Raw genomic sequence first — 4,949 nt, forward strand, 5'->3', positions numbered from 1 at the left:
AGGGCGCGCAGGGCGGCGGTGTCGAGGCCGGTGGCGTTGCGGTCGGCGAGGCGGCCGTTGGCCATGGCCTCCTTGACCACGACGAGCCACCCGGCGTCGTGGGCCTCGGCGAGGGCGGGGGCCGCGGAGGGCTCCAGCAGGTTCCAGGTGGACTGGACGGCGGCGAACAGCGGCTGCCCGTCGACCGTCACGGCGAGGGCGGCGCGGATCGCGGCGCCCTGGTCGGGGCCGCTGGTGGACAGGCCCACCCGCACGCCGTCCGCGGCGAGTTCGGCCAGGCGCCCGTGCAGGGCGGCATCGGTGAGGGCGGGGCTGTCGGGGGTGACGGAGTGGACGAGGTACACGTCGAGATGGCGCCCGAGCAGGGCCCGGCTCTCCTTGACCTGACGGTCGAACACCGCCGTCGAGTGCTCCTTGACCTCGTGCGCCGCCACCCCCGAGGTGCGCCAGTCGGCGGTGTAGGTGTAGCCCCACTTGCTGCCCACCACCGTGTCGGCCGCCTCCCGGGGGTGCTCGGCCAGCCACTGCGCGACGAACTCCTCGGCGCGCCCGTACGAGCGGGCCGTGTCCACGTACCGCACCCCGGCGGCGTACGCGGCGTCCAGCAGGTCGTGGGTGCGCCGGCACAGCGCCTCGACGCTGCGTTCGGCGGGCAGGTCGGCGTCGCGTCCGAGGTTGATGTACCCGGGGCGCCCGACGGCGGCGGTGCCCAGGCCGAACCTGGTGATCGGCGATCCGGCGGGCGGGTTCGGCACGGCGGCACTGCTCGCGGCACTCATGGGGCGGTACTCCTCGAAGATCGTCCGGTCCGTCCGTACGGACCCTATCCGGCCGGGGCGTCGGGCGCGGGCGGGGCCGGGGCGTTGAGGGCGGCGAGCATCGCCGGGGTGAAGCCGAAGGCGTAGGTGAGGGCGCAGGCGGCCAGCGCGGCGGTGAGCCAGCCGCCGGTGTAGACGAGGACGGCGGGGCCGATGCCGTGACTGCCGTCGAGCAGGGGCAGCAGGACGAGGCCGGAGGGGCCGATCGCGGTGGAGCCGGTGGTCAGGCCCAGCTGGGCGAACAGGCCGACGACGGCGCCGCCCGCCGCGGCCCCGATCCCGGCGGTGACGAAGGGGCGCACCAGCGGCAGCGTGACCCCGTAGATGACGGGCTCCGCGACCCCCAGGACGCACGTGGGCAGCGCGGACCTGATGACGCGGCGCAGCGAGGGGTTGTGGCGGGCGCGCAGGTAGACGGCGACGGCGGCGCCGGCCTGGCCGCCGCCGGCCATGGCGAGGATGGGGTAGAGCGCGCTGTAGCCCTGGTGCTCGATGAGGGTGGTGTGGATGGGGATGAGGGCCTGGTGGAGGCCGAACATGACGAGGGTTCCGAAGGTGCCGCCGAGGACGACGCCGGCGCCGGTGCCCGCGTGGGCGAGGAGCCAGGTGGCGCCGTTGCCGATGCCGTCGGCGAGGAGGCCGGCCAGCGGCATCAGGACGAGCAGCGCGGCCAGGCCGGACAGGGCGAGGGCGAGGGTGGGCACGAGCAGCATCTGCAGGGGGTCGGGCACCCGGCGCCGGGCCCACCGTTCGAGTGCCGCGCACAGGGCGGCGGCGCCCAGTGCCCCGAGGACGCCGCCCTGGCCGGGCCTGAGGTGGCCGAAGGGGGTGTGGGTGACGGCGGTGACGCCCGGGTAGACGACGATGGCGGCGACCGCGCCGCCGAGCACGGGGGTGCCGCCGAACTCCTTGGCGGTGTTGTAGCCGACGAAGACCGCGATCAGGGACATGAAGCCCTGGGAGAGCGCGGTGGTGACGGGGACGATGCCGCTCAGGGCGGCGGTGTGGGTGGACAGGGCGAGGGAGTTGAGGGTGGCGCCGAGGCCGGCGATGACGCCGCAGGCGATGAGGGCGGGGATGAGGGGGACGAAGATGTCGGCGATGCGGCGCAGGAGGAGTCTGCCGGGGGTGGCGTTGCGGCGCCGGCGGTCGTCCTTGAGGGCGGCTCCCCTGGCGGCGAGGGCCTCTGCTGAAGCGTCCTCGGCCAGGGCCCGTTCGAAGGCCTCGGCGACGTGGTCGACGGCCGCCGGTCCCAGGACGATCTGGTAGGTGCCGTCCACGACGACCCCCAGTACCGCCGGATGGTCTTTGATCTGCCGGGTGCGGGCGAGGCCCGGGTCGGCCAGGCCCAGGCGCAGGCGGCTGATGCAGTGGGCGGTGGAGGTGACGTTGGCGGCCCCGCCGACGAGAGCGAGGAGGTCGCGGGCGGTGCGGGTGTGCGTGTCCGTCATGAGGAGCTGATTGCCCGCGCGCGCTCCGGGCATACCGGTCATCGTCCGTACGCACCCGCCCGCCGCCCCCGAAAGGCCCGCGCATGCCCGACCGTCTCGACTTCGACGCCTGCGGATTCCTGCGCGACGGCGCGCCGCACCGCATCGTCTCCGGCGCCCTGCACTACTTCCGCGTCCACCCCGACCTGTGGGAGGACCGGCTGCGCCGGCTGCGTGCGCTCGGCGTCAACACCGTCGACACCTACATCCCGTGGAACTTCCACGAACTGCCCACCGGTGAGGTGGACTTCACCGGCTGGCGGGACGTCGCCCGGTTCGTGCGCGCCGCCCAGGCCCTGGGCCTGGACGTGATCCTGCGCCCCGGCCCGTACATCTGCGCCGAGTGGGACTTCGGCGGCCTGCCCGCCCGCCTGCTCGCCGTCGACGGCCTGCGGCTGCGCTGCTCGGACCCCGCCTACCTCGCGGAGGTGGACGGCTGGTTCGACGCCGTCGTGCCCGAGATCCTGCCGCTGCTGGCGAGCCGCGGGGGGCCGGTGGTCGCGGTGCAGGTGGAGAACGAGTACGGCAGCTACGGCCGCGACGGCGCCTACCTGCGCCACCTGCGCGACGGCCTGGTGCGCCGGGGCGTGGACTGCCTGCTGTTCACCGCCGACGGCGCCCACGACACCATGCAGCAGGGCGGCACCATCCCCGGTCACCTGGCCACCGCCACCTTCGGCTCCCGCGCGCCCGAACGCCTCGCCGTGCTGCGCCGCCAGCAGCCGCAGGGGCCGCTGACCGCGATGGAGTTCTGGATCGGCTGGTTCGACCGCCTCGGCGAGCCGCACCACGTGCGCGACCCCAAGGAGAGCGCCGCCTCCCTCGACGAACTCCTCGCCACCGGCGCCTCCGTCAACCTCTACATGGCCCACGGCGGCACCAACTTCGGCCTGTGGGCGGGCGCCAACCACAGCGGCGCCCACCCCTGCGACGCCGGGTTCGAACCGACCTCCACCAGCTACGACTACGACGCGCCGATCGGCGAGGCGGGCGAACTCACCGAGAAGTTCCACACGCTGCGGGAGGTCATCGGCCGCTACCTGCCCCTGCCGGACCTGCCGGAGGGCGAACTTCCCGCCCTGGCGCCGCGCCTGGCCCCGCGCCGCCTGGAACGGGCCACCGGACGCGCCCGCCTGCTCGCGGCCCTGGACTCGCTGTCGCAGCCGGTGCGGCGGGCCTGCCCCGAACCGATGGAACGCCTCGGCCAGGCCCGCGGCCTCATCCACTACCGCACCCGCGTGCCCGGACCGCGCCCCGAACTGCCGCTGCGCATCGACGGACTCGCCGACCGCGCCCACGTCTTCGTCGACGGACGCCCGCTCGGCGTCCTCGAGCGCAACAGCCCCCGGGCGACGCTCGCGCTGGCCACCGGGCCCGGCGGCGCCACCCTCGACATCCTGGTCGAGGCCCTGGGGCGGGTGAACTACGGCCCCAACATGGACGACCGCAAGGGCATCACGCGGGGCGTCGCGCACGGCGGCCAGCTGCTCTTCGAGTGGGAGATCCGGCCGCTGCCGCTCGACGACCTCGCCGCCCTCCGTCTGGAGGCACCGGAGGCGGTGGCGCTCACCGACGGCGACCCGGCGTTCCACCGCTTCGAGACGGACGTCGACACCCCCGCCGACGCCTTCGTCGCCCTGCCCGGCTGGGGCCGCGGCCTGCTGTGGCTCAACGGCTTCCTCCTGGGCCGCCACACCGCCGAGGGCCCCCAGCGCACCCTCTACGCCCCGGCCCCCCTGTGGCGCCCGGGCCGCAACGAACTCCTCGTCCTCGAACTCGACCACCCCGGCGAGGCCCCCGAACTCCGCGACCACCCCGACCTGGGCCCCACCGCCCAGGCCCCGAGCAGCGAGTACTGACCCCGCCCTGAAGCGATGCCGCGCGGGAAGGCGGGCCTGCCGACTTCCCGCGCAGCGGGCCTGGACCGGGGGTGGCCCGAAACCACCACACACGAGAAGTCGGCTCCGCCGACTTCCCACGCACCCTGACTCGGCAGCAGGCCCCACCCGGCCCTCCCCCAGCGCAGGAGATCGGCCCCGCCGACTTCCCACGCAGCGCGGCCCAGCAGCAGGCCCCACCCGAAAATCCCGCCCCACAACCACGCACGCACAGGAAGTCGAACCCGCCGACTTCCCACGCGGCAAGCCCGGACCGGGGGCAGCCCGAAAATCACCACACATGGGAAGTCGGGCCCGCCGACTTCCTGTGCGGCGGGTCCTCGTGACGGCGCGACGGGCCGGCGCCGGGCCCTACCGTTCCGTGGGGCCGGTGTTCCCGGTCCGCAGGGCCGCCGCTGCATCCAGCAGGGACCAGCCGTCGACCTCCGCCGCCCGCTGCTCCCCCGGCCGCCACCCACACGCCGACGCCGCGTCGAGCAGCGCCCGGACGGCGCCCGGTTCGTGCAGGTTCAGGGAGGCGCCCCGGACGCACCCCACGTCCCCGGAACCCAGCGGGGCCCCGCCCACGTACCGGCCTGGGCCGTCAGCGAAGACGATGCGCAGTGGGGCGCCGGTGCCAGCCGGTTGGGGGTGCAGCGTGAGGGTCTCGCGGCACTCCGCCGCCCGGCCGTCGTCCAGCGCGCGGTGGCTGTGGCGGAGAGTCCACAGGTACACGTGCCCGTCGGCGACCAGTCGGCGGGGCT

At 75.1% G+C, this 4,949-nt stretch carries 4 protein-coding genes; 1 reads left to right on the plus strand and 3 read right to left on the minus strand.

Translation table 11 applies throughout. The features are described 5' to 3' along the window. Both AB0O00_RS29535 and AB0O00_RS29540 read right to left on the minus strand, forming a co-directional pair. Positions 1-779: aldo/keto reductase (locus AB0O00_RS29535; RefSeq protein WP_363656905.1), on the minus strand; the 779-nt coding region annotated here is incomplete at its 3' end. Positions 780-823: 44 nt separating this feature from the next. Next, on the minus strand, positions 824-2,302 hold the full coding sequence (locus tag AB0O00_RS29540; protein WP_363656907.1) for a PTS transporter subunit EIIC: 1,479 nt from the start codon (positions 2,300-2,302) through the stop codon (positions 824-826). A gap of 50 nt (positions 2,303-2,352) precedes the next feature. Between AB0O00_RS29540 and AB0O00_RS29545 the strand changes: the two genes are divergently transcribed. Continuing rightward, positions 2,353-4,167, plus strand: coding sequence for a beta-galactosidase (locus tag AB0O00_RS29545; RefSeq protein ID WP_363656909.1), 1,815 nt, complete (start codon positions 2,353-2,355; stop codon positions 4,165-4,167). 390 nt (positions 4,168-4,557) lie between these two features. On the opposite strand, the gene AB0O00_RS29550 is transcribed toward AB0O00_RS29545, so the two are convergent. Then, positions 4,558-4,938, minus strand: coding sequence for a hypothetical protein (locus AB0O00_RS29550; RefSeq protein ID WP_363656911.1), 381 nt, complete (start codon positions 4,936-4,938; stop codon positions 4,558-4,560). Between the last annotated feature and the right edge of the window lie 11 nt (positions 4,939-4,949).

Origin of the sequence: Kitasatospora sp. NPDC093558 (assembly GCF_040683475.1) — a bacterium.
GTDB lineage: Bacteria > Actinomycetota > Actinomycetes > Streptomycetales > Streptomycetaceae > Kitasatospora.